The sequence below is a fragment of the Micromonospora sp. NPDC049175 genome (genome assembly GCF_043197345.1).
Classification (GTDB): Bacteria; Actinomycetota; Actinomycetes; order Mycobacteriales; family Micromonosporaceae; genus Micromonospora.
In genome coordinates, this window is sequence record NZ_JBICSY010000002.1 from 636,734 (window position 1) to 637,323 (window position 590).

1 protein-coding gene is annotated in these 590 nt (G+C 73.7%); it reads right to left on the bottom strand.

Annotated elements, in window-relative coordinates; translation table 11 throughout:
* Positions 1-570, bottom strand: a 570-nt coding sequence (locus tag ACGFH8_RS09875; protein ID WP_393365673.1) for a hypothetical protein, incomplete at its 3' end; no start/stop codon positions are given.
* Positions 571-590: the final 20 nt, after the last annotated feature.

The window sequence follows — 590 nt, forward strand, 5'->3', positions numbered from 1 at the left end:
GCGGGGGTTCAGGGCGCTCAAGGTGCTCAGGGCGAGACCGGCGCGCAGGGGACTCAGGGCGCGCAGGGGACTCAGGGCGCGCAGGGTGATGCTGGAATTCAAGGTGCCCAAGGTGCTCAGGGAGTCGCCGGGGTTCAAGGCGCTCAAGGTTTCCAGGGCGCTCAGGGCGCGCAGGGCGAGACCGGCGTTCAAGGTGCGCAAGGCGTTGCTGGCGTTCAGGGTGCTCAAGGTGTCCAGGGCGAGACCGGCGCGCAGGGCGTTCAAGGTGCGCAGGGCGATGCTGGCGTTCAGGGCGCGCAGGGTGCGCAGGGCGACGCCGGCGCGCAGGGCGCTCAGGGTGGTCAGGGCGACGCCGGGGTCCAGGGTGCTCAAGGTCTGCAGGGTGCGCAGGGCGACGCCGGCGCGCAGGGCGCTCAGGGTGGTCAGGGCGACGCCGGGGTCCAGGGCGCTCAAGGTCTGCAGGGTGCGCAGGGCGACGCCGGGGTTCAGGGCGCTCAGGGTGCGCAGGGCGACGCCGGCGCGCAGGGCGCTCAGGGTGGTCAGGGCGACGCCGGGGTCCAGGGCGCTCAAGGTCTGCAGGGTGCGCAGGG